The organism is Streptococcus sp. LPB0220 (assembly GCF_008727815.1).
GTDB lineage: Bacteria > Bacillota > Bacilli > Lactobacillales > Streptococcaceae > Streptococcus.
Genome location: NZ_CP044230.1, coordinates 285600 through 311417 on the forward strand (window position 1 = coordinate 285600; position 25818 = coordinate 311417).

General features: G+C 42.9%; 23 protein-coding genes. 22 read left to right on the forward strand and 1 reads right to left on the reverse strand.

Features of this window, described 5'->3' with window-relative positions; translation table 11 throughout:
• Positions 1 to 5: 5 nt before the first annotated feature.
• The 16 genes from LPB220_RS01635 to LPB220_RS01710 all read left to right on the forward strand — a co-directional run bounded on the left by LPB220_RS01635 (position 6) and on the right by LPB220_RS01710 (position 14801).
• Positions 6 to 884 (forward strand): transporter substrate-binding domain-containing protein, encoded by an 879-nt coding sequence (locus LPB220_RS01635; RefSeq protein ID WP_049498064.1) that lies wholly within the window; start codon positions 6 to 8, stop codon positions 882 to 884.
• A 66-nt stretch (positions 885 to 950) separates the two neighbouring features.
• Complete coding sequence (locus tag LPB220_RS01640; protein WP_150905228.1) at positions 951 to 1643, forward strand: amino acid ABC transporter permease; 693 nt, start codon at positions 951 to 953, stop codon at positions 1641 to 1643.
• A gap of 3 nt (positions 1644 to 1646) precedes the next feature.
• Positions 1647 to 2333: an amino acid ABC transporter permease gene (locus LPB220_RS01645; RefSeq protein ID WP_150905230.1), complete on the forward strand. Its 687-nt coding sequence runs from the start codon at positions 1647 to 1649 to the stop codon at positions 2331 to 2333.
• 19 nt (positions 2334 to 2352) lie between these two features.
• Positions 2353 to 3117, forward strand: a complete 765-nt coding sequence (locus LPB220_RS01650; protein WP_049485857.1) for an amino acid ABC transporter ATP-binding protein — start codon at positions 2353 to 2355, stop codon at positions 3115 to 3117.
• A 108-nt stretch (positions 3118 to 3225) separates the two neighbouring features.
• Entirely contained in the window at positions 3226 to 3624 is a 399-nt protein-coding gene (locus LPB220_RS01655) for a DUF1310 family protein (RefSeq protein ID WP_150905232.1), read from the forward strand.
• Positions 3625 to 3810: 186 nt separating this feature from the next.
• A complete protein-coding gene (locus tag LPB220_RS01660) occupies positions 3811 to 4206 on the forward strand; it encodes a DUF1310 family protein (protein ID WP_150905234.1) in 396 nt (131 codons plus the stop codon).
• A complete protein-coding gene (locus tag LPB220_RS01665; RefSeq protein WP_150905236.1) occupies positions 4196 to 5806 on the forward strand; it encodes a lipase family protein in 1611 nt (536 codons plus the stop codon). Before LPB220_RS01660 ends, LPB220_RS01665 begins: the two co-directional genes overlap by 11 nt.
• Positions 5785 to 6165, forward strand: coding sequence for a type III secretion protein (locus LPB220_RS01670; RefSeq protein WP_049473086.1), 381 nt, complete (start codon positions 5785 to 5787; stop codon positions 6163 to 6165). The genes LPB220_RS01665 and LPB220_RS01670 overlap by 22 nt, the downstream gene beginning before the upstream one ends.
• 18 nt (positions 6166 to 6183) lie before the next feature.
• Positions 6184 to 6483: a hypothetical protein gene (locus tag LPB220_RS01675; protein WP_049473085.1), complete on the forward strand. Its 300-nt coding sequence runs from the start codon at positions 6184 to 6186 to the stop codon at positions 6481 to 6483.
• 356 nt (positions 6484 to 6839) lie between these two features.
• On the forward strand, positions 6840 to 8969 hold the full coding sequence (locus LPB220_RS01680; protein WP_150905238.1) for an AAA family ATPase: 2130 nt from the start codon (positions 6840 to 6842) through the stop codon (positions 8967 to 8969).
• A gap of 225 nt (positions 8970 to 9194) precedes the next feature.
• Positions 9195 to 9440: a hypothetical protein gene (locus tag LPB220_RS01685; RefSeq protein WP_003009969.1), complete on the forward strand. Its 246-nt coding sequence runs from the start codon at positions 9195 to 9197 to the stop codon at positions 9438 to 9440.
• 155 nt (positions 9441 to 9595) lie between these two features.
• Positions 9596 to 9922: a preprotein translocase subunit YajC gene (gene yajC, locus LPB220_RS01690; RefSeq protein WP_003004444.1), complete on the forward strand. Its 327-nt coding sequence runs from the start codon at positions 9596 to 9598 to the stop codon at positions 9920 to 9922.
• 154 nt (positions 9923 to 10076) lie between these two features.
• Entirely contained in the window at positions 10077 to 10826 is a 750-nt protein-coding gene (locus LPB220_RS01695; RefSeq protein ID WP_003009971.1) for an isoprenyl transferase, read from the forward strand.
• Positions 10827 to 10835: 9 nt separating this feature from the next.
• On the forward strand, positions 10836 to 11639 hold the full coding sequence (locus tag LPB220_RS01700) for a phosphatidate cytidylyltransferase (protein WP_023919527.1): 804 nt from the start codon (positions 10836 to 10838) through the stop codon (positions 11637 to 11639).
• 36 nt (positions 11640 to 11675) lie between these two features.
• Positions 11676 to 12935: an RIP metalloprotease RseP gene (gene rseP, locus LPB220_RS01705; RefSeq protein WP_150905240.1), complete on the forward strand. Its 1260-nt coding sequence runs from the start codon at positions 11676 to 11678 to the stop codon at positions 12933 to 12935.
• A 15-nt stretch (positions 12936 to 12950) separates the two neighbouring features.
• Positions 12951 to 14801, forward strand: coding sequence for a proline--tRNA ligase (locus LPB220_RS01710; RefSeq protein ID WP_150905242.1), 1851 nt, complete (start codon positions 12951 to 12953; stop codon positions 14799 to 14801).
• Between the two features lie 54 nt (positions 14802 to 14855).
• On the opposite strand, the gene LPB220_RS01715 is transcribed toward LPB220_RS01710, so the two are convergent.
• Positions 14856 to 15407 (reverse strand): hypothetical protein, encoded by a 552-nt coding sequence (locus LPB220_RS01715; protein WP_061455703.1) that lies wholly within the window; start codon positions 15405 to 15407, stop codon positions 14856 to 14858.
• Between the two features lie 477 nt (positions 15408 to 15884).
• On the opposite strand from LPB220_RS01715, the gene LPB220_RS01720 reads away from it, so the two are divergent.
• The 6 genes from LPB220_RS01720 to essC all read left to right on the forward strand — a co-directional run bounded on the left by LPB220_RS01720 (position 15885) and on the right by essC (position 25726).
• Positions 15885 to 16172, forward strand: a complete 288-nt coding sequence (locus tag LPB220_RS01720; protein ID WP_003016069.1) for a WXG100 family type VII secretion target — start codon at positions 15885 to 15887, stop codon at positions 16170 to 16172.
• A 131-nt stretch (positions 16173 to 16303) separates the two neighbouring features.
• The gene (esaA, locus tag LPB220_RS01725) at positions 16304 to 19327 is read left to right on the forward strand and encodes a type VII secretion protein EsaA (protein WP_150905244.1); all 3024 of its coding nucleotides are present in this window, start codon (positions 16304 to 16306) and stop codon (positions 19325 to 19327) included.
• On the forward strand, positions 19324 to 19779 hold the full coding sequence (gene essA, locus LPB220_RS01730) for a type VII secretion protein EssA (RefSeq protein ID WP_150905246.1): 456 nt from the start codon (positions 19324 to 19326) through the stop codon (positions 19777 to 19779). Before esaA ends, essA begins: the two co-directional genes overlap by 4 nt.
• Entirely contained in the window at positions 19780 to 20022 is a 243-nt protein-coding gene (locus LPB220_RS01735) for an EsaB/YukD family protein (RefSeq protein WP_150905248.1), read from the forward strand.
• Between the two features lies 1 nt (position 20023).
• Positions 20024 to 21313, forward strand: coding sequence for a type VII secretion protein EssB (gene essB / locus LPB220_RS01740; protein WP_150905250.1), 1290 nt, complete (start codon positions 20024 to 20026; stop codon positions 21311 to 21313).
• A gap of 3 nt (positions 21314 to 21316) precedes the next feature.
• Entirely contained in the window at positions 21317 to 25726 is a 4410-nt protein-coding gene (gene essC, locus LPB220_RS01745; protein ID WP_150905253.1) for a type VII secretion protein EssC, read from the forward strand.
• The last annotated feature ends 92 nt before the right edge of the window (positions 25727 to 25818 follow it).

Here is a 25818-nt window from a genome sequence, read left to right on the forward strand (position 1 = left end):
AGAGTATGAGTAAAAAAACATGGATTATCGGTGGAGTGGCCGTTCTTGCCATTGCAGGTGCAACCATTCTTGGACGGAGCTTGAACCATGCAAACGACAGCAAAGGCTCAACAGGATCGAACAAGGTAACAACCTTGAAAGTAGCCCACACTCAAAACTATGTACCGTATGATTTCGTTGATGAAAAAGGAGAATCAGATGGCTATGAAGTAGCCGTTCTCAAAGCCATTGACGAAAAACTACCAGACTACAAGTTTGAGTACACTGGAACAAGTGATGACGATCTCTTGATCGGTCTAGAATCTGGTAAATACGATATCGGAACCAAAGGAGCTTGGTATACAGAAGAACGTGCCAAGAAATTTATCATTCCAAAAGAACCAATCGGAGCAAGTATCATCGGATTTACCGTACGGAAAGAAGATGCGAATAAATACAAGAACATCGATGACTTCGCTAAAGAAAAAGGAAAATTGGTTCCAATTTCACCACAAAATGCGCAGTGGAATGTTATTAAAGAATACAATGAAAAGCATAAGGACCAACAAATCGAATTAACAGCTGCGGAATCTTTCAAAGTCGCAGATGCTTATGCTTGGGTTCTTGAAGGACGTTACGATGCCTTCTTTGACATCAAACTTTCCTTTGAAAAAGCTGTCACAGATAAAGATGGTTCTTACCACCAATATGCGGACAAACTGAGCTGGTTTGCCTACAAAGGAATTCCAACTTACCCATTGATCCATAAGGATAAGAAAAACGAAAAATTTGCGGAAGAATACAGCAAGGCCATCAAAGAATTAGAAAAAGATGGCACACTTGCTAAATTGTCGAAAAAATATTTCGGTGAAGATGTCTTCAGTTATGTAGATAAAGAGAAATAAGATGAAACTGGGTGCGCATAGCCCCAGCTTCCTTATTTCTATACGGATACAGAAAGGAAAAGAAACATGGTCTCATACGACATTTCCAAGGTCTGGTCATTTCTTCCAACCTTGGTCCAAGCTCTGCCAGCGACCCTAGCTTTGATGGTTTTAACGACGGTTCTCGGTTCTGCATTTGGCTTGGTTTTGACCTGGGCACAAGTATCAGAAGATAAGGTAGGAGCAGGTCTAGCCAAGGGCTATGTCTTTACTTTGCGTTGTACCCCTCCGATTGTCTTACTCTTTTTGGTTTTTTATGGACTACCCCAATTTTTGAACTGGTGGTTGGGCATTGACATTGACCACTGGTCCAAGTTTGTCTTTGTCCTTGTTGCCATGTTTCTTCTCTTTGCCGCTATGATCTCGGAGGTTTTCAAGGCAGCCTATTTGGCCATTCCAAAAGGTCAGATGGAAGCGGGCTTGAGTATCGGCTTGACGCCGGCTCAAACCATTTGGCGGATTGTCCTTCTCCAAGCCTTTCGCGTGGCTCTTCCAAATATGACGACTGCCATCTTGAACCTCATGCGCGATGCCGCTTTAGCTTATACCATTGGCTTTATCGATATCATGGGAGCAGGTAACAACTTGATCAGCCGCAATCTTGGGAATTATTCCCTCGAGACCTATACAGCTGTAGCAGTGATCTACTGGGGAATTGCCCTTGTGATCTCCTTCTCCGCTCAACTCCTTGAGAAACGACTCAGTGTAACAGAAAGGTAGCTTATGGATTTCAATTTTATTAGTAAAGCATTTATAGCCACCTTGGGTGGTGTTCCAGTGACCCTTCTGATCATGGTCGTATCGATTCTCTTGAGTTTCCTTCCAGCCCTCTTTTTGGCGCTCGGTCAGATCTATAAGGTCAAAGGTGTTCGCAGTTTCTCAGTGATTTACTTAGCTTTTATCCGCGCGACACCTCCCATTCTCTTGATTCTCTTCTTTTATAGTCTCTTTCCCAGCCTCTTAAATAGCTTTTTTAAGAGTATTGGCAGTCACTTTAATGTCTTTGAGATCAATCCCATTTACTATGCCTTTATCATCTTTAGCTTGATGACAACGGGGAGTCTGGCTGAAATTCTACGGTCAGCCATTCTGACGGTGGATAAGGGCCAGCTAGAAGCAGCGCAAGCCATTGGTTTGACCAATCGCCAAGCCTATATCCGCATTGTTTTTCCACAAGCCTTGCGTTCAGCCCTGCCCAATTTGTGTAACCTGGTCATCAACTTGGTCAAAGGAACCTCCCTTGTTTTTGTCATGACCATCAAGGATATCACCGCCATTGCCAAGGTCGAAGCCTCTTATGGCTATCAATATTTTGAATCCTATCTAGTGATTTTTATTCTTTATATTGTCATTTGTGGGGTGATTCAGTGGGGATTCAATCTCTTAGAAAAACGCCTGACACTCGCATAGAAGAAGGAGAAATAAGAAGATGTTAGAAGTAGAACACGTATCGAAAAAATTTAAGGATCACCAGGTCCTGGTAGATGTTAATCTCAAGGTCAACCAAGGGGATGTCGTCGTTATTTTGGGTCCATCTGGATCAGGAAAAACAACCTTCCTTCGCTGCCTTAACCACTTGGAAAAGGCAGATACAGGACACCTCACCCTAGGTGGAAAAGAGTACGACCTCTCAAAACTCAGCAAAAAAGAGATTCTAGAAATCCGCCAAAAGACAGCTTTTGTCTTCCAGCATTACAATCTCTTCGCTAACAAAACAGCGCTTGAAAATATCTTAGAAGGCCTGGTTGTAGCCCGTAAGGTTCCAAAAGAAGAGGCCATCCAACGGGCAGAATCAGCCCTTGAAAAAGTTGGTCTCCTCGCTTATAAGGATTACTATCCTTCTCAATTGTCAGGTGGTCAACAGCAACGGATCGGAATCGCACGTGCCATCGCAGTGAAACCAGACGTAATTTTGCTGGACGAGCCGACTTCAGCGCTAGACCCAGAATTGGTCGGGGATGTCTTAGATGTCATGAAGCAATTGGCCAAAGAAGGAGTGACCATGGTTGTCGTAACCCATGAGATGGGCTTTGCGCGTGATGTGGCTAACCATGTCATCTTTATGGATGGCGGACACATCATCGAAGAAAACGAACCTCATGAATTCTTCAACAGTCCAAAAGAAGAACGAACCAAACAATTCCTTTCACGGATTTTATCCGATGCCACTTATAGCGTCGAATATATGATTTAACAGGAGACACACCCAGTAAGGGTGTGTTTTTTAGGATCTGGAAAAAATTTTTAAAAATTGGCTCATTTTTTTAAAATCATTACGAATAATATAAGTGAGAGGGAACATATGACTGATAAAAAACAACGATTTGTACTACTATTCTTACTGACTTTGTTTCTAGGAGGTTGCAGTCTTTTTACGGATAAAGCTGCTGAGAGAAGAGAAATGATTCAGATCGCAGAAAGCACGAAAATGGAGCGAGCGATAAAACACTTGTTAATCAGTATCGATCCTAAAGCTTTCACTTCAGAAGGAGTCATTCACTCCTATACCCTGATAAAAGGTGAATTGGAATACAATCCAATGGGAGGCATGAATGTCTCTCTCGTTATCAATGGCGATAAAAAGTTAACGATCGATACGACTGTTCAAATGGAAGATTCAGGACAGTTCGAAGCAGGTAGTTACGGTATTTCAGCAAAATTAAGTGATCTGTTAAGTGAAGCAGAAAAGACTGGGAAATAAACTCATTCAGGTAAATACCCCTAATATAGGAAAATAGAAACATTTCTGAATCAAAGTTGGTATGTTACATCAATAGCTAGTGCTTGTAATGATTTAGCAACATTTTTTAACAAAAGTAACATTTCAGACGTTGATGGAATTTTGTATAATAAATTTTAAGAAAACTAGAGAAAGAAATGGGAAGAAATGAAAAAAAGTAAATTAATTGTGTTGATAATGGTAGTATTTAGCTTGAGCTTAGGAGGCTGTAGCTTTTTTAATGGACAATCTGCCAAAAAACAAGAAATGATTCAAATTGCAGAGAGTAAGAAGATGAAAGTGGCGATTGAAAAATATTTTAAAAAACTGGACCCGGAAGCACTGACTCCAAATGGAAAAATAAAGACTTACAGGATTTTAAAAGATAAATTAAAATATAATCCAATGGAAGGGATTAATATTGAGATTGTTATTAATAACGATGATAAGTTGATTGTTGATATGGTAGTAATAGAAAAGGAATCAGGAGCATATCATGTTGCGGCATCCAGTACACCTACAGAGTTGGACGAACTTTTAGAAGGGAAATATTATGGACAATAATTCAATAGATTCAGATTATCTACATAAAGAGGTGGCTTTATTAGAATATATTCCATCAGAAATTGGGAAAAAGCAAACTATTGAAAATGGAAAATATTATATAGGCCATACCGCTCACATCTATGATAATGTAAATGACAATGAGGAGCAGGTCTTCGTTCTTACTAACAATGGTCAAGGCGAAAAACAAAAAGCAGTCCCCTATACTGCTTCAGATGAAGAACGTGCCCAAATCCATGACGTGACTGTCTTGATGAAGGGATCTGAAACTGAAACAAGTACACAAAAATTACTCCATGATACATTCACGGATTGGGTAAAGACAGATTTGCCTGCTGCTTCTAACATTCTTGGTCCCAATGGAGCGGCGAACTATGCGACAGATTATGCGAAAAGATTCACTAGAGATAAGATTAAGGAGAATTTGAAAAAAAGGGATGAAACTGCCGATTCTAATATTTCGGAGCTTATTAGTTATCCGTTTGGTTTACTCGATAAAAATGTTGGAAATAATGTAAAAAGCTTTGTCAAGAGTATTAGAAGTAATCCAATAACAAATGCTTATCGTGAGGCGAAAGCAAATCTATATGGTATGGGAACGGATATTCTAATTGATAGTCAAGCAAAGTTTCCAGTATTTATTGGGGCTACCATTTTAAAAGAGTACAACAAAGATAGAGGTACTTTCCCGCCTCCGCAGTTTAAAGATGCTGCAGCTCATTTGAAAGAGGTGATCCGAAAATACCCCAATGCCAAGATCGATCTATACGGTCACTCTCTGGGGTCTATGAATATTCAGTATGCGCTTGCCTGCTTGACGGAAGAAGAAGCGTCTCATATTGGGACTGTCCATCTATACAATGGCCCTAATGCCTATTCCATCTTAACACCCGAGCAAAAAGCGCGTATAGATTCGCTGAAGTACAAAATCTACAACCACATTGACCATAAAGATTTGGTTAGCTTGGGCTATCAGGATTCTGGAAGCAAGGAATCCAGTGGGATTGTCAAGCACCTCAAAACTAAGAATTTGATAAATACTGGCCTGCAGCACATGATGCATGGTTATATCTATGATAAGGATGGGAATTTGGTTCTTGAAAAGGGAACGGAAGCCATCACTCGGAAGGAAATCATTGAAGAGCGGATGAAGGTTTACTATCGCCTAAAGGATAAATTGCAAAAAACAGGTGGTGGACTGAGCTCAAGTGAACGGATCTATCTGGATGCTTTGCAGGCGCGCTTGGCTTCTGATGAGCTGATTCGAGTAGTGGATGAAGGGCTGGAGCAAGCTCAGAAATCTAAGGCACAACTGGATACAGATTTAGAAGCTTTGGAGAAAGTATTACAGACCGTTCCGAAAGGCTTCATTCTCAATCTTGTGGAAGTAGAAGAGGCCTATGCACAGGCTGGTGCAACAAAGCAAACAATTGTCACTGAAGTAAGAGAAAGGTTTGACAATCGTTTGGCTACATATCAGTCCTTATCGAATGAATTCCATGCTTTAAACGAGCAAGTGAATGCAGGAATTGAGCTCTTAAAAGCAAAAGATCAAGAAATAGCAGGAGAAATGAACCAGTGGGAACAACTAGCTTATTAATTTCATCTACTTTTTCAAAAAAGGAAAAGAAACTAGATCACTTGGAAAGAGAGTTCCAAAAAGCGCGTTTGGAGCTAGATGAAAAGCGTTGCCTAGTGGAAAGAAAACAGCAGCTCTTCACCCAGATGCTGGAAGAAGAGTTTGCGATGGCAGCTTCCTTCTTACAAGAGCAGGAGGTTGATGTCAATTGTGGATGGGAGTCCCTCCATCGCTGTATCGAAGAGTATGATCTCGAAGCTAGAGAAGCTGCACAAGTAGCCTTAAAACAGATCGAAATCGAGGAAGAGAATTTATGGCAATCCTACCGGAAAGATAGACGCCAACTGGAAGAGGAGTTTGCACAAGATAAAGTTTCATAGTATAGAAGAGGAGGAAGTATGGGTGATAGTCCAGTCAAAGATTTTTTTGATTTAGATATGAAAGATAAGATGAGGATCATCGAAAGCCGAAAGAAACTTGAAAAAGATTTAATCCGTGTTGTCTATGCGCCCATTTTATTGGCCTGCAAGGCAGGAGTTGAGAAACGTTACAATGATGGATTGACTGCGATTGCAACAGTAGCCGAAGAAGACGTCCAGGTAGTTGGAAAGCAACTGGATCAGTCCATGGTGGGTCAATTTGCTAAAAATGTACAGACGGTTATTCAAGAAAAAGCTGGTAAATTTAAATCTATCTAGCCAAGAACTTCTATTTAAATATGGAATCTGGAGTGACTCCAGATTTTTTTAATAAATTTAAAAAATTATGTAAAAAAGTGTTGACAAAGGAATCAGTCTGCGTTATAATAATTTATGTAAACAAAAAGAGGTTGGGAAAACCTACTGGTTTACAAGATCAATAGTGGAAAGGAGATGGTGATATGCTATTTCCAGAATTAAGACAACTAATTGATAAAAGGGAAAATAGAAACTGTTAGCCTGTAGGGCTATTATTAAATAAATGAATTAAAATTATGTAAACAATCAAACGGCAGCCAATTGGTCTGCTAATTTTCAAGAATGAATTAAAATTATGTAAATTAGAGGTATACAATATGAATAACAACTTTAACAATATGGATGATCTTTTCAATCAACTAATGGGCAACATGGGTGGTTTCCGTTCTGAAAGCCGTCGCTACATGATCAACGGTCGTGAAGTGACACCAGAAGAATTCGCTATTTACCGCCAAACTGGTCAACTTCCAAATGAAGGAAGTGAGCAAGTGCAACACCATCAAGGTAAAGGAATGAAACAAGATGGGATCCTTGCAAAACTTGGTCGTAACTTGACCGAAGAAGCTCGTGAAGGGAAATTGGATCCGGTCATCGGACGTAATAAAGAAATTCAAGAAACTGCTGAAATCTTGTCTCGTCGTACCAAGAACAACCCTGTCCTTGTAGGGGATGCCGGTGTTGGTAAAACAGCAGTTGTAGAAGGTTTGGCACAAGCTATTGTGAACGGGGATGTTCCAGCGGCTATCAAAAACAAAGAAATCATCTCGATTGATATTTCTGGTCTAGAAGCTGGTACGCAATACCGTGGTAGCTTTGAAGAAAATATTCAAAATCTGATCCAAGAAGTCAAGGCTATGGGAAATGTCATTCTCTTCTTTGATGAAATCCATCAAATCCTTGGTGCAGGCAGCACAGGTGATGGTCAAGGATCTAAAGGTCTTGCGGATATCATCAAACCTGCTCTTTCACGTGGGGAATTGACTGTCATTGGTGCAACCACTCAAGATGAATATCGTAACACCATCTTGAAGAATGCGGCTCTTGCTCGTCGTTTCAACGAAGTGAAAGTCAATGCTCCATCAGCTGAAGATACTTTCAAGATTCTCCAAGGGATCCGTGATCTTTATGAAAAACACCACAATGTCATCTTGCCAGATGAAGTTTTGAAAGCAGCAGTTGATTATTCGATCCAATACATTCCACAACGTAGCTTGCCTGATAAGGCCATTGACTTGGTCGATGTGACAGCTGCTCACTTGGCAGCCCAACATCCTGTAACAGATGTTCATGCTGTGGAACATGAAATTGAAGAAGAAAAAACCAAACAAGAAGAAGCTGCGGCTAAAGAAGATTACGAAGCAGCTCTTAATGCAAAAGTTCGTATCGAAGAACTTGAAAAGAAAATTGAAAACCATACGGAAGACCATAAAGTAACAGCAACAATCAACGATGTGGCTGAATCAGTAGAACGGATGACGGGTATTCCAGTGTCTCAAATGGGTGCAACTGATATTGAACGTTTGAAAGATATGGGTCACCGCTTGCAAACTAAGGTTATCGGTCAAGATAAAGCCGTTGAAGCAGTGGCACGTGCTATCCGTCGGAACCGTGCAGGATTTGACGAAGGGAACCGTCCAATCGGTAGCTTCCTCTTTGTAGGTCCTACTGGTGTTGGTAAAACTGAGTTGGCTAAACAATTGGCTCTTGATATGTTCGGAACCAAAGATGCCATCATCCGTTTGGATATGTCAGAATACAGCGACCGCACAGCCGTTTCTAAATTGATTGGTACAACAGCTGGTTATGTTGGTTACGATGACAACAGCAATACCTTGACAGAACGTGTTCGCCGTAACCCATACTCTATCGTCCTTCTTGACGAAATTGAAAAGGCGGATCCTCAAGTCATCACCCTTCTCCTTCAAGTCTTGGATGATGGTCGTTTGACAGATGGTCAAGGGAACACGGTCAACTTCAAGAACACTGTGATTATCGCCACTTCAAACGCTGGCTTTGGTTACGAAGCTAACTTGACAGAAGATGCGGATAAACCAGAACTCATGGATCGTTTAAAACCTTACTTCCGTCCAGAATTCCTCAACCGTTTCAACGCTGTCATTGAATTCTCACACTTGAGCAAGGAAGACCTTTCTAAGATTGTTGATTTGATGTTGGTAGATGTCAATAAGACTCTTTCTAAGAAAGAAATCGACTTGGCAGTGAGCGATGCAGCTAAAGAATACATGACTGAAGAAGGGTATGATGAAGTGATGGGTGTTCGTCCACTCCGTCGGGTAGTTGAACAACAAATCCGTGACAAAGTCACAGACTTCCACTTGGATAACTTGGATGCCAAACATCTCGAAGCAGACATGGAAGATGGTGTCCTTGTGATCAGAGAAAAAGACACAAAGAAGGAAGAAAACACTGATAAACAAGCAGACTAAGGCGAATTAGTTTGTGAAAAATAGAGACTGCTATAATATAGCGGTCTTTATTTTTTCTTCCCACCTGGGGGAAATTATTCGCCGTATAAGGACAAAATCCTCCTATTTGGGCTAAAAAAACATCAATAATTAGTGAAATTAATCCAATTTGAGCAAAATTATTAATAAATAAAGAAAATAAGTATATAATCTATACAAGAATAAAATTTGAGGAATGGAAGTAAGATGAGCAATACAATTGATATCTACTCAACTCCCGAATACAGAAAAGTGGAAGCCGTTGTTCAACTGATGGTTGACGGTCGCTTGACGAGCTATCGTGTCGCAACTGAAACAAACATCAGCAAAATGAGCTTGGCGACTTTGACGAAGGGAACGAGTAAAATCAAAAATATTACCTATCAAACGGCTTTGGCCTTGATTGATTGGTATGATGAGAATCATGAAAAGTATGGCATTACGATTGACTAGTCAGTAGCCCACTTTTCGTGGTTTTTTCTTTTTCATCAAAACTTGCCTCCTCTATGAGACTGGACTCTGATTTTGCTTGAAGAGGATGGGAAAACTTGAAAAGACGGGCGAAATTTGATATAGTATAGCATATATGAAAATTAAAGGAGAAACATATGCAAGGCGGAAGTTTGCTAATTATGCTCGTTCTTATGGTCGGTTTGATGTACTTCATGAGCCGTAGCCAAAAGAAACAGTACCAAAAACGGATGGAAAGTTTGAATAAACTTCAAAAAGGAAATGAAGTCATCACGATTGGTGGCTTGTACGGAACCATCGATGAAGTCGACACAGACCGCAAGACCGTTGTCTTGGATGTTGATGGTGTCTACCTGACCTTTGAATTGGGAGCGATCAAAACAGTTCTTCCTGTATCAGAAGGAATCTCAGCCACTGCTACAGAAGGTGCTAGCTCAGATGCCGATTCAGCCATCGAAGAATAATCATCAAAGAAGAGGCAAGGGCCTCTTTTTTGGTGGGCAAATAGGACGATGTGATGAAGGAAAGCCTTGCTGGTTCAAAAAAGAGGCCGGAGTCCCTATTTTATGGGGATTTATGGTATAATGAAGCGATAAATATTGAAATAGGTAGAAAAACATGTTTCGTTTTAAGAAAAAAGAAAAAATCGAGATACCTTTAGAAGTCCCGAAACACATTGGGATCATTATGGATGGCAATGGTCGCTGGGCGAAAAAGCGGATGCAACCGCGCGTCTTCGGTCATAAGGCAGGGATGGAAGCTCTCCAAGAAGTGACGATTGCAGCAAAAAATATGGGGGTTCAGGTCTTGACTGTCTATGCCTTTTCTACGGAAAACTGGACACGCCCTGAAGATGAAGTCAAGTTCATCATGCACTTGCCGGTCGAATTTTATGATCGTTTCGTCCCCGAATTGCATCGCAACAATGTCAAGATTCAAATGATTGGTGACACCAAGAAATTACCAAAAGAAACGCTGGAGGCTTTGGAAAGAGCAGAAGCGATGACCCATCTCAATACAGGCTTGATCCTGAATTTCGCACTCAATTATGGTGGACGTGCAGAGATCACTCAGGCTGTGAAGCAGATCGCCCAAGAAGTCTTGGATGCGAAGTTTAGTCCAGAAGATATCACAGAAGAGATGATCGCAGATTCTCTCTATACTGAGAGTTTGCCACGTGTCCTAAGGGATCCGGATTTGATTATTCGTACCAGCGGAGAGATCCGTTTGAGTAATTTCCTTCCTTGGCAGGCTGCTTATAGTGAGTTGTATTTCACAGATGTGATGTGGCCAGATTTTGGAGAGGAAGCACTACGAAGTGCCATAGTAGAATATAGCCATCGCCATCGGAGATTTGGTGGTGTTTAGGAGAAGATGATGACGAAAGATTTACAAAAACGTGTGATTTTTGGAGGAATTGCCCTGCTCTTTTTCATTCCAACAGTAATGGTTGGAGGGGTATTCTTCCAGATTGTGATTGGCTTGATCGCCATGCTAGGGGTTCATGAATTGCTCAAGATGAAGGGGCTTGAGACAGCGACTTTTGAAGGAGCGCTAGCCATGTTAGCGGCCTTCGTCCTGACTTTGCCGATCGAGGACTACCTCCCTTACCTTCCAGCAGATGGCAATATGATTGCCTATGGTCTGGTTGTCTTGATTCTCATGGGGACAACTGTTCTTGCTCAGAATTATAATTATGAAGATGTGGTCTACCCCATTGCGTCCAGCTTTTATGTTGGACTCGGCTTCCATTCCTTAGTAGATGCGCGAATCGCTGGTATTGATAAGGTTTTGTTAGCCCTCTTTATTGTCTGGGCTACAGATTCAGGTGCTTATCTGGTAGGAAGCCGGTTTGGGAAACGCAAGCTCATGCCTGCGGTTTCTCCTAATAAAACGATTGAAGGCAGTCTTGGGGGAATCTTGTCTGCAGTTGCGGTAACTGTGATCTATATGATCGTGGATCGCTCTGTGGCAGGTGGACATGGTTTTCTTGCTATGATCTTCTTTACCATCCTCTTTAGTATCGCAGGTCAGTTTGGAGATCTGGTAGAGAGCGCGATTAAACGCCATTTCGGTGTGAAAGATTCTGGGAAATTTATTCCAGGACATGGTGGTGTTCTAGACCGCTTTGATAGTTTGATTTTTGTCTTTCCCTTGATGCATTTCTTGGGTTTGTTCTAAGACAGAAGAAATAGAAAGGAAACCACGTATAGAACGATGCAGTTTATTGCCTTTATTGTTATTTTTGGAGTGATCGTTCTCGTTCACGAGTTTGGTCATTTCTATTTTGCAAAAAAATCGGGCATCCTGGTGCGAGAATTCTCGATCGGGATGGGTCCCAAGATCTTTGCCCATATTGGTCAAGATGGAACAGCCTATACGATTCGCATTCTACCTTTAGGTGGCTATGTTCGTATGGCTGGCTGGGGTGAGGATACAACTGAGATTAAAACCGGAACACCTGTCAGCTTGACGCTAAATGAGGTTAGCAAGGTTGTCCGGATCAATCTTTCAGGAAAGAATCTGGATCAGACAGCCCTTCCCATGAATGTTACCCAGTTTGACTTTGAAGACAAACTGGAAATTACAGGCTTGGTTCTCGATGAGACCAAGACTTATGATGTCGATCATGATGCGACCATCGTTGAGGAAGATGGGACAGAGGTGCGGATTGCACCGAGAGATGTTCAGTATCAGAATGCCAGCATTTGGGGACGGTTGATCACCAACTTTGCGGGTCCTATGAACAACTTTATCCTCAGTATTGTCGTCTACTCACTTCTAGCTTTTATGCGAGGCGGTGCGATTGACTACTACAGCAACAATGTTCAGGTGGCACCCGATGGGGCGCTGGCTAAGGTCGGTGTCAAAAGCAATGTTCAGATCCTTCAAGTCAATAACGATACCGTTAGCAACTGGGATGAGCTGACAGATGCTGTCGAAAAAGCAACCAAGGACAGCAAGACGGCTCCTGAATTGACCCTGAAAGTCAAAACAGACGGCCAAGAAAAAGAAGTTAAAGTAAAGCCAACCAAGTCAGGGAATCGTTACTATCTGGGTGTGACAAATGGCCTCAAGACAGGATTTGTGGATAAACTCTTGTCTGGTTTTACAGATACCTGGAATACAGCGACACGGATTTTGGGAGCTTTGAAAGATATCATTTTCCACTTTAGTCTCAATAAACTGGGTGGTCCGGTTGCCATCTACAATGCCAGCTCACAAGCTGCTCAATTAGGAATTCCAGCAGTCTTGTCTCTTATGGCCATGCTCTCTATTAATATTGGGATCTTCAATCTAATCCCGATTCCGGCTTTGGATGGCGGGAAAATCTTGATCAATTTGATCGAGGTCGTCCGGAGAAAACCATTGAAACAGGAAGTAGAAACCTATATGACGCTTGCAGGTGTAGCTGTAATGGTTATTTTGATGATTGCTGTCACCTGGAATGATATTATGAAATTATTTTTGAAATAGAAAAGGATATTGTCCATGAAACAAAGTAAAATGTTGATTCCAACGCTTCGCGAAATGCCAAGCGATGCTCAAGTCATTAGCCATGCTTTGATGTTGCGTGCAGGTTATGTTCGCCAAGTCTCAGCTGGTGTCTATTCTTATCTGCCATTAGCAAATCGAGTGATTGAAAAAGCAAAAGGCATCATGCGCCAAGAATTTGAAAAAATTGGAGCAGTAGAAATGCTAGCTCCTGCCCTTTTGAGTGCAGATCTCTGGCGTGAATCTGGTCGTTACGAAACTTACGGGGAAGACCTTTATAAGTTGAAAAACCGTGAAGGCTCTGACTTTATCTTGGGTCCAACTCACGAAGAAACCTTTACCGCTATTGTGCGCGACTCAGTAAAATCTTACAAACAATTGCCGTTGAATCTCTACCAAATTCAACCAAAATACCGCGATGAAAAACGCCCACGGAACGGTCTTCTTCGGACCCGTGAATTCATCATGAAAGATGGTTACAGTTTCCATGCCAACTACGATAGCTTGGACGTTACTTATGATGAATACAAGGCAGCTTATGAGCGGATCTTCACACGCAGTGGCATCGACTACAAAGCCATCATCGGTGATGGTGGTGCCATGGGTGGAAAAGATAGCCAAGAGTTTATGGCTGTTACGCCTGCTCGTACGGACTTGGACCGTTGGGTTGTTTTAGACAAATCAGTAGCTTCCTTTGATGAGATCCCAGCAGAAGTTCAAGAAGAAATCAAAGCAGAATTGCTCAAATGGATGGTTTCTGGGGAAGATACTATTGCCTATTCAAGTGAATCAACCTATGCTGCGAACTTGGAAATGGCTACTAACGAATACAAGCCTAGTAACCGTGTCGTAGCAGAAGAAGAAGTGAAACGCGTGGAAACACCAGGTGTCAAATCGATTGATGAAGTAGCTGCATTCTTGGATGTTCCAGAAGAAGCTACTATCAAGACTTTAGTTTACATCGCAGATGGTGAGCCAGTTGTAGCCCTTCTTGTAGGTAATGATCAGCTCAATGAAGTGAAGTTGAAAAACCACCTCGGCGCAGACTTCTTTGAACCTGCAACCGAAGTGGAAGTGAAAGAATTATTAGGAGCTGATTTTGGCTCTCTCGGTCCAGTTGATCTTCCTGAAAATGTTAAGATTATCGCAGACCGCAAGGTCCAAGACAGCCGCAATGCAGTAGTCGGTGCCAATGAAACAGGCTACCACTTGACTGGTGTCAACCCAGGACGTGACTTTACTGCAGAATACGTCGATATCCGTGAAGTTCGTGAAGGCGAAATCTCACCAGATGGGAAAGGGGTCTTGAACTTTGCACGTGGGATCGAAATCGGTCACATTTTCAAACTCGGCACACGCTACTCCGCTAGCATGGGAGCAGATGTCTTGGACGAAAACGGTCGTGCAGTTCCAATCATCATGGGCTGCTACGGAATCGGTGTCAGCCGTCTTCTTTCAGCCGTTATGGAGCAACATGCTCGCCTCTTTGTCAATAAGACTCCAAAAGGGGAGTACCGTTACGCTTGGGGAATTAACTTCCCTAAAGAATTGGCGCCATTTGATATGCATTTGATTCCAGTCAATGTCAAAGATGAAGCAAGCCTTGCTTTGACCGATCGGATCGAAGAAGCCTTGGTGAATAAAGGCTACGAAGTCTTGGTGGATGACCGAAATGAACGCGCTGGTGTCAAATTCAGCGATAGTGATTTGATTGGGCTTCCAATCCGCGTAACAGTTGGTAAAAAAGCAGCTGAAGGCATCGTAGAAGTGAAAATCAAAGCGACAGGAGATACCATCGAAGTTCATGCGGACAATCTCCTTGAAACCCTTTCAATCTTGAACAAATAAGAAAAAGCTTTCTGAGCTCTCACCAGTGTGGTGATGAAACTCAGGAAGCTCTTTTTATTTTTCTTCTTTGAGGCCTTGATCTTTGAAATAGGTAAAGAGATCTTGAGGTTTGCCTTTGAGGTATTTCAACATGGTAGTGTTGGTTTCTTCCCCTTGATCAGCCAGTAATTTCACAAAATCTTCCTTTTTCATTTGAGTAAAATCAACATGCATAACGTTTGTATAGGTCTGTTTATCATCAGCGATTTTGATGCTTGTGTTGATTCCAGCTTGTCCGTTAACACCGTGTTTGGAATTTGCTTTATCAGCTTCTTCTTGATAGACTTCCTTCAATTCAGCGACATCTGATTTTTGCATATCTTCCGGTATTGGTGCAACTCCCATGATGGTCATGGAAACAATCTCATCATTCTTGTAGCCAATTTGAATTTTGTTTTGGTGGTGATCGCCGAGGTCGCTAACAAAGGTCTTGGTTTGGACTTGCTCCTTTTTGGTTTGAGTGGCTTCTTGCTTGGAAGAAGCGGCAGTAGTTCCTTTGCCTTGTTGGCCTTGGCTACAAGCGGTAAGAGCTAGTAGACAGACAGAGGCAAGTAGAAATTTTTTCATATATACTCCTTATAGGTTAATGGTGTTCGATCTTGTATGAAACAAGTTTTGAACAGGTTTCATTATACCATAAAAGTTTTAAAAATGAAAAAATATACAAAAATCTTCAAAATTTGCTTTTAAAAACACCTAAAATCAACAATTTTTATCTATGTGTTGAGTTAATATAAAAGGACAGAGTGTCTTCTTTTCTTCTCAGAAATAATACTAGTTGGAGACTACTGGGGCAAGGAATTCAGAAAATATATTACATATTTATGACAAAATGTTACACAATTGTAACAAAGTTACAATGTTTTATCAGTTAGCCCTCTAAACTTGACATTCTGGCAATATTTCATTAAGATATTTTTAAGTAAATAATACAAACAGGGAGAAAAAGGTAAAATATACAGTTATCTGGCATTTTACTAATTCGTACTAAAATGTATTGTTTATGAAAAAAATATAAGGGTATCAGCCCAAAAGGAGAAAAATATGGCTCAAATTAAATTAACTCCAGAAGACCTACGTGCTTCAGCACAACGTTATGCACAAGGTTCTCAAGAAATCGATCAAATCCTTACTACTTTGACTCATGAACAACAAGTCATCGACGCAAACTGGGATGGATCTGCATTTGATAGCTTTGAAGCACAATTCAACGAATTGTCTCCAAAAATCAAACAATTCGCTCAATTGTTGGAAGACATCAACGGTCAATTGATCAAAGTTGCTGATATCGTTGAACAAACTGACCAAGATATCGCTGCACAAATCCACTAAGATAGTCTTGGAGGTGATCTTACTTCTTGTAGGTAGATCACCCTTTTGTCTTTTGATATATAGAAAATAGGGGTTAGATTCTTAATTCCTAACCCCTATTTTGTATCTATGAATTAGAAAAAGGAAAAGGTATGGAAGTTAAAAATAAAAAATGGTTAAAATACATCGGTCAGAGTGCGGTTGTGCTCCTTTTGATGGGATCTGTCGTGGGTCTTTATACGACGGTTCAAAAGGACCAAAAGCAAAACGAAGCCAAGACCGTGCAAACGACAGAAAACACCAAGCTCAACATTGCGGTTGTCAATGAAGACAAGGCGGTCAAACTGAATGATAAAGAATACAACCTTGGGGCTAGCTATGTAAAGAATATCGAACGGGATAATTCGCAAAACTGGTCTGTACTCCCTCGTGGAGCTGCTGAGTCAGGGCTTGCAGATGGCAAGTACCAGTTGATGATTGTCATTCCAAGTGACTTCTCAGAGAAGGTCTTGGAAGTGAACGCGGTTAATGCAGAGAAGACAACGGTGACGTATAAGGTCAATGCGGCTGGAAATTCTCAGGTTGAGAACGAGGCCAATAAAGTCGCTAAAGATATCGTTTCAGACTTGAATAGCCAGTTGGTTGATATGTATATGGTCAGCATTTTGAGCAACCTTTATACAGCTCAGAAGAACGTGGAAACAAGTAACAAAATTCAATCTACCAACATTGGTTCTTACCGGAGCAACTTGCTAGATTCAGCCTTGGATTCCAAGAATATCTTCCCAAGTCTCTATAGCTTGTCTACGTCATCTGTTGAGTCGAACAATGCCTTGAAGACAGTCCTTGAGTCTTATACACAGGCTTTTGATCAATTGACCCAATCTCAGGATCAGTACGGTCAAAACTTCGACACATTGATCAAGCAACGCTCTGAGGATAAGATCAGCCATGAAGAGTTCATGAACCAGCTGATGTCCATGAACCAGTCTGTTGTCAGTGAAAAGACCCAAGAGTTGTATAAGAATCTACAACAAAACCAAGAAGCAATTACCAAACAATTGAGTCAACCAACTGAAACAGAAGGAGATTCTTCAGGGACCAAGACCTATGCAGGCTTGACAAAAGATGTGAATGATCGTGTGGCAGACCTCGAAAAAGGGATCAAGGCAGAACGCGACAAATTAGATGAGCACGAAAAGAACATCGAGTCTACTGTAAAAGCGAAGATCCTTGACTACTATGGTCTAAAAGAAGGAGACAAAGTCACTCTTCGTACCTTGCTTGGAAAGACGAGTATCAAGACATTAAGTGAAGCACGTAATAAAGCGGATGAAGATATTCGTAAAGCAATTGAAAAACTTCCGTCTTTAGATCCTGCTAGTCTGAATTTGAATAAGTATGGGAATTTCAACGCAGCGATTGATTTTGATAGTGCTTTTGCTGGAACGAAGGCGCAAGCAAAAGGGAATGCCGATGAATTAAAACGATTGGCTGCTGAAGTGGATGCCAAATTAACGGCAGTTGCGGATGTCCTTAATGCTAAATCTGGGAAACAGAAAGTCAGTATTCATGTCCCTGCAGGAGTCAAGGTTGATACTTGGACCTATGATGGACAGACTTATGCAGGCAGTGGTGAGCAGGAAGTCGAACTGAAAGATGGCAAACAAATTCAAATTCACCTTGTTGAAGATGGAGGAGCTATGCCGAGCGCGATTGATGTTGAAGTCCTTGTGAATGGGGTTTCTTCAACCAGTGTGACCGTATCTGCAGAAGATTTGAAAACAGCTGTCGCTAACTATGCATCGAAAGCTAGTGAAATCGCCTTGGATTATCAACGCGCAGGAGCATTGATCGATGCCTACTATCCAAAAGATGAAAAGGAAAATCGTCATTCGCTCTATGATCCGATCGAAGATATGGATTTGACAGATGCTTTGGTCGATGTCGTGAAGGCTGCCGTTTCAAGTAATATGAAGGACTACCGTAAGAGTATTGAAACGGATGAATCTGGGGATGCAACGAAGAGTGTGAAAGCCCAGTTAGATGGTACACTCCAACAGTTGCAAGACTTGGGACCACAATTGCAGGCCAATCTTCAAGCGATCGAAAACACCAACAAGGATCTAACCCAAAATATCAACGATCAATTGACGCAATATGCAGAGCTTCAAAAACGTTTAGAAGAGATCTCAAAATCACAAGAAACAGTGACACAGGCTCAAACCAAGACCGATGCAGATTTGTCAGCCCTTGGTTCTGAATACACGTCATTATTGAGCTCGACAGAAGGCGTTAAGAGCTCATCTCGTAGCAATGTAGAAGCTGCTAACTCTACCAATGAAATCTTTAGTCAATTGAACAAAGAATTGGAAAAAGCCCAAGGCAATACAGAGAAATTGTCTAGCAATGCGGAAAGTTTGATGGGTGAATTCGACAAGGAATTGTCTGAAAACGGGAACTTCGTCGAAGCCTTCCGTAAGGTCTTCAACAATGCCTATGAAAACGGAGTGCCGAATGAAGTCTTGCTTGACTTCTTGTCAAATCCAGTTGCAGAGAAATCGTCTTCTGTGAAAGCGACCATCAACGTCTACCGTCCATTTATCTGGATCTTTATGTTGGAAGTCTTGAGCCTCTTTACAGCTTATCTCTTTGCGACTCAGCCAATCATCCGTAAGGTTAAGGATCGTTTCAAATTGGATCGCTTGCAAGAATCAGATCTCTTGTCTGTCGGTGTCCTTGTGGGACTTTCTCTCATCCTTGGACTGGTGATCGGAATGATTTCAAGTATTCAACTCTCTGTTGGTCGTGAATATGTACCTTCATGGGTATTCTTAGCGGTTCTAGCAAGCTTTGTCTTGGTACAACTGCAATACCTTCTCTTGAAACACTTCCGTGTGATTGGAATGGGACTGGCCTTCTTCATGTTGATCAGCTATGTCTACCTATCAAGTGCGATCGGAACGACCGCGACCTTGTCAGGCCTTCCAGCACTGGTGAAAAATGTCAACCTCCTTTCTATTTTAGAAGGACAGTTTGCGGGTTACTTTGATGGACAAACAGCCGGTATCGGCGTCTTCTTCGGATTGTTAGTCTTCTTCGGACTTTTGGCCCTTGCCAATATCTTCGTTCCAAAGAAGTTTACTCAAACAAAGGAAATTGAATCAAGCTTATGAAAAAAATGATGTATCTTCTCTTTGTCCTTAGTCTCATTCCAGTAGTTGCTGTTTCTGCAGATGATTTTATTGATAATCGTCTGCAGGTCAACAACTCACGTCTTGAGACCGAGCAGGAAAAGACACTCGGGGGACAATTGGATGCGACTGAGTCTCTTTTCAATGAGAAGGATCAGAAAAAATTAGCAGATGAAAAACGCAAGCAAGAGAAACAATTGACCGATTCTGACGGCCAGTTGTTTTCTGCTATAAAGGGAAAGAAAAAAACAGGGCCTGAAGCGGACCTGTTCCAGCCTGAAAATCAAAAATTATCTAAATTCGAGTCCAATGTGGAGGACAATTCGGCCAGCTTGTCGGATTTTATTCCAGCCTTGCAAATGCTGGCTTGGAGTGCCCTTCTCTTTGGGATTGCTGGCTATATTTCCTATCGAATCTATAGAAAAGAGGCCTAAATGGACCAACATATCAATGTCACCTTCCGTATGAATGGTGCAAGCCATGACCTCCGAATCCCAACGCGGATGGAGGTGCGACGCTTGATTCGAGAATTGGATCAGATCTTTGGGTCTGCCATGAAACCTAGAAGCAAGTATCAGTTGCGCGTGGTAAATAAAGGCATCTTGCTGGATGAAGGCAAGGTGGTACAAGAGTATCCGATCACGAGTGGTGATCTGATCGAGATTGAGGAGTGGTAAGGTGAAAGAAGAACAATTTACACTGGAAGAACAAGTCTTCCGTTTTGAAAAAGAAGAAACGAGCTGGCGGCTGGACCTCAAGCGTTCAGAAGTGGATAGCCAGGATTTACGCAATTTATGGATTTTGGATCTCCATCATCCCTTGTTTTTGGAGCAAAGCATGACAGCGGATCAAGACCAGATTCATCTGACCTATCAGACAGATGCTCTAGGCTTGAGTGCTGAAGAAATCCAAGAATTACCAGTATCAGACCGTCTGCGTCTAGCCATCAACGTCTTGGATTTGGCGCCGGCCTTGGAGCTTCCAGTGACCTTTATGTTGCATCCTATCAATTTGTTTGTGACCAAGGATGCGCAAGTCAAGATCGCTTACCGCGGGGTTCCGGGAATGATGGTGCCACGCAAGTGGGATCAGGTTGAATTCTTGCGCCAGGCCAAGTGTTATGCGGTCACTCTTTTTGGGGACTGGGATTTCATGGAGCTCTATCAAGGCACGCTCGAATTAGAAGATCTGCCAGATTTCTTGGTGGAAATCCGTGATGCTGCTAGCTTAGAAGAGATGAAAGCTCTCTTAGAGAAAGCCTACCAAGAACGCAAGGAAGAGGAAGAAAAGACCTTGACCTTGGTTTCAAGTCGTCAACACCGAATCTTTAAGTTGGCAACAGTATGGCTTTCAGCTGTAGTGGCCCTCTTACTCTTGCCCTTGATTTATTTGGTCTTTTTCCAAGCCCCCTTTAAAGAAAAGTTGCTTCAAGCGGATACGGCTTTTCTTAAAGTAGACTACACCGGTGTGATCGATGAGTTGGAGGGAGTGGCTCCAAGCAGTCTTCCAACGACACAGAAATACGAGTTGGCGACGTCTTACTTGCAAGGCTTGAATTTCTCAGAGGACCAAAAGAAGGTCATCCTCAACAACGTCACGCTCAAGTCAGACAGCCTCTATCTCCACTACTGGATCTATATCGGTCGTCATGACTTTACCCAAGCGCTGGATACAGCCAAGCGGATCGACGATTCAGACTTGATCATCTATGCCCTTCGTAAAGAAATCAAGGCGACACGTGATAGCGAAAAACTCTCTGGTGAACAGCGCGAGAAGAAACTCTCTGAGCTAGAGGGCGAATACAAGAAATACTGGGATGCCCGCTCTAAACTCTTGGAAGCAGAGACAGATGAAACCAAATCTTCTACTAGCAGCTCAACAACGGCTTCATCTACGGAAGGTTCCTCAACAGAAAGCTCGTCTTCTACAACTGCAAGCTCGACTGAGTCTAGCGAACACAAGGAGTAGTCTATGAAAAAACGTATCATACTCTATAAAAAAGGTTTTCGCTATGAGCTAGCGCTAGAAGAGGGGAAAACAGCGACCGTATCGAATCAAGAAACATCTCAGTTGACCCTGGCTTCGCAAGAAAATCCCCTTCATTTTCAATGGAGTCAAGGAGAAATCTTCTACCAGTATGGTGAAGACAAGGGTGTGCTTGAAAATAGTACGATCCTTGGGGATGTAGTCTGCTACTTGGCGACAGGAGAAGTCCATACCTATGAACTGCTAGACAAGGAAGAGATCCTTGTAGCAGATGAAAAGGGTGCGGATGTGCGCTTGCACTATCCAGTACGCTTTCTCCTTGTGAAAAAAGAGCAGACTTGGACTTGTCAGCTCTTATCTGGAAAACTCTACCATAACCACAAACTCGTCAGTGAAGCGACTTTTCCACTGGCCTTTGGGGATGAACTTGCCATTGGAGATGTGACCTTTAAGCTCTATCCAGAAGAATTTGGTGTGGAAGGGGCTGTCGAAGTAAGTCCTTATCTGGTGCCACGCTTGCATTCGCGTTACGACTTTTACAAGGACTATCCAGAGTACCACCGGTCTCCGCGAATCATCTACCGGAGTTCGGAAGACAAGATCTTGATCAATCCTCCGGGAGCGGAGCCTCAAAAGCCATCGGATGAACTCTTGAAGTTGATCATGCCACCCCTCATCATGGTTGGGGTGACCCTCTTGATCACCATTTTCCAACCACGGGGGCTCTATATCATCGCGACGGTATCCATGTCTGTGGTTAGTGTGATCTTTTCGGTCCAAGGCTTCTTCAAGAATCGTAAGAAATACAAAGAAGACAAGAAAGAGCGCGTGGAGCTCTACCATCTCTATCTCAAGGACAAGGCCAAGGACTTGGAACAGCTATCTCGGAAGCAGCGAGAAGGCATGTTTTACCATTTCCCAGCGATCGAAGATTTGACCAAGATGGTCAAACGCTATGACTCGCGGATCTACGAAAAAACACCGCTTCATTTTGACTTTTTGGCCTATCGCTTAGGCTTGGGCAAGGTTCCAACCAGCTATGAGCTCAAATATGGTCAGGAAGAGCGCAGTGGGAAGAAAGATGCCTTGGAAGAAGAAGGCTATGCCCTGTTCCAAGCTCATCAAAAGATCGACAATCTTCCGATTGTAGCCAGCCTTAATCGGGGACCGGTCGGCTATGTTGGCCCTCGTCCCATCGTGCTCGAGCAGTTGCAACTTCTAGTTGCCCAATTAGCTGTTTTTCACTCTTACCATGATCTGACCATTATTCCGATCATTCCAGAGGAAGAAAAAGAAAGTTGGGATTGGATGCGCTGGTTGCCTCATGCGACCTTGCAAGATATGAATGTCCGTAGCTTTGTCTACAATCAGCGGACACGCGATCAGGTCTTGAACAGTCTCAACCAAATCCTCAAGCTCCGCAAGGCGCAAAAAGAGGAAGAAAAAGCCAATGATACCAAGATCTTCCACCCTCACTATGTGGTGCTCATCACCGATGAGACCTTGATTTTGGACCATGTCATCATGGAGTTCTTCCGTGAGAATCCGACAGAGCTGGGCTGCTCCATCATCTATGTGGCAGACGTCCTCTCATCTCTTTCTGAAAATATCCAAACCGTTATTTCCATCAAGGACCGCAACCAAGGGCAATTGCTCTTGCAAGAAGGGGTTCTTCGGGAGCTCGACTTCCAATTGGACCACTTCCCTGAAGGTTATGACAAGGAAGCCATCTCGCGTGGCCTTGCCCCACTGAAACATATCCAACAGCTCAAGAGCTCAATTCCAGACTCAGTGACCTTCCTTGAAATGTATCAAGCGGAAACTTTCAATGACCTCAAGGTTTTGAGTCGTTGGGAGAGCCATGCTCCTTACCAAAGTTTGGCTGTGCCGATCGGTCTGCGCGGGAAGGACGATTTGGTTTACCTCAATCTCCATGAAAAAGCTCATGGACCACACGGCTTGATCGCGGGGACAACCGGTTCTGGTAAGTCTGAAACCATTCAGTCTTATATCCTGAGCCTGGCTGTCAACTTCCACCCACACGATGTGGCTTTCCTCCTCATCGACTACAAGGGTGGGGGAATGGCCAACCTCTTTAAGGATCTGCCTCACTTGCTGGGGACCATCACCAACTTGGATGGTGCCCAGTCTATGCGGGCCCTAGCCTCTATTAATGCGGAGATCCATCGTCGGGAGCGCCTCTTTGGTCAATATGGGGTCAACCATATCAACCAATACCAAAAGAAATTTAAACTGGGTGAAGCGACCGAACCGCTTCCTCACCTCTTCTTGATCAGTGATGAGTTCGCCGAACTCAAGGTCAACCAACCAGACTTTATCAAGGAATTGGTCTCTATCGCGCGTGTCGGGCGTTCCCTTGGGGTGCACTTGATCCTTGCGACGCAAAAACCTTCTGGGGTTGTGGATGACCAGATCTGGTCCAACTCTCGCTTCAAGCTAGCCCTCAAGGTGGCAGACCGTGGAGACTCTATGGAGATGCTGCGGACGGCAGATGCGGCTGAGATCACGCAAACTGGTCGTGCCTACCTCCAAGTCGGAAATAACGAAGTCTATGAACTCTTCCAAACCGCTTGGTCAGGAGCAGACTACCAGCCTGAGAAAGATCATCTAGGAATCGAAGACCACACCATCTACTTGATCAATGAACTGGGCCAATACGAAGTCCTCAATCAAGACCTCTCCGGTCTGGATATGGCAGAAGAAATCAAGGAAGTGCCAACAGAGCTAGATGTCATCGTGCAAGAGATCAACCACTTGCACCAACAAGAAGGCATCGCAGCTGTGGCCCAACCATGGTTGCCACCGCTCAAAGAGCGGATCACGCTGGATGAGTTGGACAAGGTCGTGCCGATCGAGGCTTGGCAAAAACGGACAGCTCCAAGCGTCCTGATCGGGATGGCCGATATCCCGCAAGCGCAAAAGCAAGAAGCAGTCGCCATCGATTTGTCAAAAGACGGGAACATCCTTCTTTACGGAAGTCCAGGTACAGGAAAGACCACTTTCCTTCAGACAGTCGCCATGGATCTGGCTCGCAAGCAGAGCCCAGAAAATCTGACCATGTACCTGCTTGATTTCGGAACCAATGGTCTAGCACCATTGAGCCAATTGCCACATGTGGCCGATAGCTTGCTACTCGATCAGACAGAGAAAATCCAGAAATTCATCCGGATCATCAACCGCGAGTTGGATCGCCGCAAGAAGCTCCTTTCCGAGCATGGGGTCGGCACTATCGCCCTCTACCGTGAAGTGACCGGTAAGCAAGAGCCAACCATGGTCATCTTGATGGATAGCTATGAGTCTATGAAGGACGAGCCTTATGAGACAGACCTCTTCAAACTCTTCATGCGGATCTCTCGTGAAGGTCTCAGCATCGGTGTGCACCTGATCATCACAGCTAGCCGACAAAACAACCTACGAGCTCAGCTCTATTCCAACTTCAAGCACCAGCTGACCTTGCCACAAAATGATATCTCTGAAGTCCGCGGTATCGTGGGAGCAACCCCACTAGCAGCTACGATGGAAGACATCAAGGGACGCGCGCTCATGAAGCGTGACGAAGTCGATGTCGTCCAGTTCGCCTTACCAGTCGCAGGGGACAATGATATCCAAATCATCAACAACCTTCGCGATCAAGTCCAAAACCTCAAAGAGATGTGGACTGGTCGCACCCCAGCAGGCATCCCAATGGTGCCAGATGAGTTGACAGAAGCAGCCTTCTACGGACGTGAGGATGTAGCAGCCTTGCTGGATGAAGGAAAAGTACCACTCGGATTGGATCTGGAGACAGTTGAACCTGTAACGTGGGATCTCAAGAAAGGCAACCTTCTCTATCTGACAGACAAGGAAGAGCAGATGACACAATTCGTCAAACAAATTGCCCGAAGTAAGCAGAAGGTGATTGTATTGGCGCCACAATTTTCTAAACTAAACTTAGAAGGATTTGAGCAGAAAGTTATCTGTGAGAATGTAATACAAGATATAGAAAATAGGTTGGAATTTCTTGAAAATGAGATAAATAAACGTATCCAAGAAGGATTGACGGAACAAGTAGCTACTATTGTTCTTTATAATGTAACGGAGATCATTGGAAATCTGACACCTATTGCACAGAAGAGACTAGAGTTTATCTTTAAACAAGGTCTATTTGCTGGCTATAAATCAATTGTGATAACGAACCAAAGTATTTCTCGTAATATCGAGGCACCGTTGCGCTTAGCAAAAGGTTTCAAACAAGCCTTGGTAAGCATGAGGCTTAATGATCAAACTGTTGTACCTGTTGCAAAGAAACCTCTACGAGAGTCTATATTAGAAAAACAAGTTCATTATTTTGTTTGTGAGAGTACATACATTAAGATCAAGTCATTGATGCGCTAAACGCATGATTAAAGACGCAATCACGAGTCAATAGTGAACATTATAATCGCGGAGTAAAAAAGATGAAAAAAATAAAAATAATTTTATGGTTA

Bases quoted from the DNA above. Each gene is read 5' to 3' on its own strand.
- LPB220_RS01710 (WP_150905242.1), top strand. From the start codon at position 12,951: ATGAAACAAAGTAAAATGTTGATTCCAACGCTTCGCGAAATGCCAAGC.
- LPB220_RS01680 (WP_150905238.1), top strand. From the start codon at position 6,840: ATGAATAACAACTTTAACAATATGGATGATCTTTTCAATCAACTAATG.
- LPB220_RS01635 (WP_049498064.1), top strand. From the start codon at position 6: ATGAGTAAAAAAACATGGATTATCGGTGGAGTGGCCGTTCTTGCCATT.
- LPB220_RS01640 (WP_150905228.1), top strand. From the start codon at position 951: ATGGTCTCATACGACATTTCCAAGGTCTGGTCATTTCTTCCAACCTTG.
- LPB220_RS01675 (WP_049473085.1), top strand. From the start codon at position 6,184: ATGGGTGATAGTCCAGTCAAAGATTTTTTTGATTTAGATATGAAAGAT.
- LPB220_RS01685 (WP_003009969.1), top strand. From the start codon at position 9,195: ATGAGCAATACAATTGATATCTACTCAACTCCCGAATACAGAAAAGTG.
- yajC (WP_003004444.1), top strand. From the start codon at position 9,596: ATGCAAGGCGGAAGTTTGCTAATTATGCTCGTTCTTATGGTCGGTTTG.
- LPB220_RS01650 (WP_049485857.1), top strand. From the start codon at position 2,353: ATGTTAGAAGTAGAACACGTATCGAAAAAATTTAAGGATCACCAGGTC.
- essC (WP_150905253.1), top strand. From the start codon at position 21,317: ATGAAAAAACGTATCATACTCTATAAAAAAGGTTTTCGCTATGAGCTA.
- LPB220_RS01645 (WP_150905230.1), top strand. From the start codon at position 1,647: ATGGATTTCAATTTTATTAGTAAAGCATTTATAGCCACCTTGGGTGGT.
- LPB220_RS01655 (WP_150905232.1), top strand. From the start codon at position 3,226: ATGACTGATAAAAAACAACGATTTGTACTACTATTCTTACTGACTTTG.
- LPB220_RS01720 (WP_003016069.1), top strand. From the start codon at position 15,885: ATGGCTCAAATTAAATTAACTCCAGAAGACCTACGTGCTTCAGCACAA.
- LPB220_RS01660 (WP_150905234.1), top strand. From the start codon at position 3,811: ATGAAAAAAAGTAAATTAATTGTGTTGATAATGGTAGTATTTAGCTTG.
- LPB220_RS01695 (WP_003009971.1), top strand. From the start codon at position 10,077: ATGTTTCGTTTTAAGAAAAAAGAAAAAATCGAGATACCTTTAGAAGTC.
- LPB220_RS01735 (WP_150905248.1), top strand. From the start codon at position 19,780: ATGGACCAACATATCAATGTCACCTTCCGTATGAATGGTGCAAGCCAT.
- rseP (WP_150905240.1), top strand. From the start codon at position 11,676: ATGCAGTTTATTGCCTTTATTGTTATTTTTGGAGTGATCGTTCTCGTT.
- LPB220_RS01715 (WP_061455703.1), bottom strand. From the start codon at position 15,407: ATGAAAAAATTTCTACTTGCCTCTGTCTGTCTACTAGCTCTTACCGCT.
- esaA (WP_150905244.1), top strand. From the start codon at position 16,304: ATGGAAGTTAAAAATAAAAAATGGTTAAAATACATCGGTCAGAGTGCG.
- LPB220_RS01665 (WP_150905236.1), top strand. From the start codon at position 4,196: ATGGACAATAATTCAATAGATTCAGATTATCTACATAAAGAGGTGGCT.
- LPB220_RS01700 (WP_023919527.1), top strand. From the start codon at position 10,836: ATGACGAAAGATTTACAAAAACGTGTGATTTTTGGAGGAATTGCCCTG.
- essA (WP_150905246.1), top strand. From the start codon at position 19,324: ATGAAAAAAATGATGTATCTTCTCTTTGTCCTTAGTCTCATTCCAGTA.